Here is a 2,423-nt window from a genome sequence, read left to right on the forward strand (position 1 = left end):
CGTCACTCGTGAAGGGACCACCCATGCTGTTCCTGGTAGCCGCGCTGCTCCTGCTCGGCGTCGCCCTGGGTACGGTCGCGCACGCCCCGCTGAGCGTCACCGTGACCGGCGAGGGCAGCGCCACCGCCGAGCCGGACATCGCGGTCCTCGGCGTCGGTGTCGAGGCGACCGCGAAGACGGCGAAGGCGGCGATGGCCGCGCAGAACAAGGCGGCGGACGCCCTGCTGAAGGCGCTGCGCAAACAGGAGATCGCCGACAAGGACGTCCGCACCGACGGCGTCTCCCTCGGTCCGGTCTACGACTACCAGGACGGCAACGCCGTGCTCACCGGCTACCGGGCCGCCCAGTCCTTCGTGGTGAAGGTCCGCGTCATCGACCGCACCGGCACCGTCCTCCAGGCGGTCACCGACGCCACCGGCGACGCCGGGCGCGTCAACTCGGTCGTCTTCGACCTCGCCGACCGCGAGCCCCTCCAGCGCGCCGCCCGCAAGGCCGCGTTCACCGACGCGCACAACAAGGCGCAGCAGTACGCCTCCCTCAGCGGCCGTCGCCTCGGCCGCCTGGTCACCCTGAGCGAGGGCGGCACCGGCTACCTCACCCCGGCCCCGCCGATGGCCGCCGACATGCCGGCCGGCGGCCTCGGCGCCGTCCCGATCGCACCCGGCGAGATCAAGGCGACCTCGTCGGTGACGGCGGTGTACGAGCTGGTCTGAGCACCCCGCGCGGGCCGTCGGACGGCTCGCGGCGCGGCTCGTCCCGGCCGCCCGGACGGTGTTCCGGGCGGCCCTTCCGGCGAACCGGGACCCGCATTCCGTTTGTCGGTGGGCCGACCTATAGTGGAATCCTCGGCGATTCCACCAGGAGGTACCGTGGCCGGTTCCCGCACCCTGAGCTCCGCGCTCCGCGCACTGACGCCCGAGGCGTTCGGCGTGGACCCGAGCGGTGAGCGCATGGCGCGGATCCGCAGATCGCCCCACTTCAGGGACGGTGTCTTCCAGAACCCCGGCGGTGCGCCCGAGGACCGCCTCGGGGCGGCGGCCGGGAACTTCGTGAAGACGTACTTCGACAAGGAGGCACGCGCCCACCGGGCCCCCTCCGGCACGATCCCCGTCCACGCGACGACCCTCGCCGACCTCGCGAAACCCCCCGCCACCGGCCTGCGCGTGACCTGGATGGGCCACTCCAGCGTGCTCGCCGAGATCGACGGGCGCCGGGTGCTGTTCGACCCGGTCTGGGGCGAGCGCTGCTCCCCGGTGCCCTTCGCCGGGCCCAAGCGCCTGCACCCCGCCCCGCTGCCGCTGGCCGCCCTCGGCCCGGTCGACGTCGTCGTCATCTCGCACGACCACTACGACCACCTCGACCTCCCCACGATCAAGGCCCTCGCCGGCACGGACACCCTGTTCGCCGTCCCCCTCGGCGTCGGCGCTCACCTGGAGCACTGGGGTGTCCCGGTGGACCGGCTGCGCGAGCTGGACTGGCACGAGGAGACGAAGGTCGGCGGCCTCACCCTCACCGCCACCCCGGCCCGCCACTTCTGCGGCCGGGGCCTGCGCAACACACAGCACACCCTGTGGGCGTCCTGGTCCGTCGCCGGGCCCGAGCACCGGATCTTCCACAGCGGCGACACCGGCTACTTTGAGGGCTTCAAGGACATCGGCGCGGCGCACGGGCCGTTCGACGTGACGATGATCCAGATCGGCGCGTACTCGGAGTTCTGGACCGACATCCACATGACACCCGAGGAGGGCGTGCGCGCCCACCTCGACCTCCAGGGCGGCGCGGCGCACGGCGTCATGCTGCCGATCCACTGGGCCACCTTCAACCTCGCGCCCCACGCCTGGGCCGAGCCGGGGGAGTGGACGCTGGCGGCGGGCGAGGCGGTCGGGCAGACCATCGCCGTCCCCGTCCCGGGCCGGCCCTTCGAGCCCGCCGGCGAAGTGCCCTCGCGGGCCTGGTGGCGGGCGGTGTCGCTGCCGCTGGAGCGGGAGTGGCCGGTGCCGGAGGCTCCCGCCGGGTCCGCCGCCGCGCGGGGGGATCTGGATCTCGTCGGCGAGGGCTGAGCGGTACGGCACACGGACGCCGGGTCGGGGTGAACCACCCCGACCCGGCGTTCTCCGTTGTCCGGGACAGCCGGAAGTCCGGGCCAAGGGATATACGGTGCGTGACTGTCGGAGGGGAGGGTGGGGGCCGGGGTATCGGTCAGGCGTGCGAGGCCTCATACCAGAGCGGGACGATTGCCGCAGGAGTTCGCCAACTGCCTGCCAGACCTGCCCCGTTGGCAACTACTGTGAGTCGCCGGACAGCCCCGACGGCCCACCCCACAACCCCAAGCAGCACCCCCGTTAGTGATGAAACCCGGTCGCGGCCTCCTTGTCCCGCGTCAGTGGATGCGACTGCCGCCGCAACTCCGGCACCAACCTGCT

2 protein-coding genes are annotated in these 2,423 nt (G+C 72.9%); both read left to right on the top strand.

Annotated elements, in window-relative coordinates; all coding sequences use genetic code 11:
* A partial coding sequence (locus ACVNF4_RS34925) for an SIMPL domain-containing protein (RefSeq protein WP_461806872.1) occupies window positions 1-713 on the top strand: 713 nt, incomplete at its 5' end.
* 156 nt (window positions 714-869) lie between these two features.
* The gene (locus ACVNF4_RS34930) at window positions 870-2,060 is read left to right on the top strand and encodes an MBL fold metallo-hydrolase (RefSeq protein WP_461806873.1); all 1,191 of its coding nucleotides are present in this window, start codon (window positions 870-872) and stop codon (window positions 2,058-2,060) included.
* Window positions 2,061-2,423: the final 363 nt, after the last annotated feature.

Source organism: Streptomyces sp. S6, assembly GCF_054880855.1.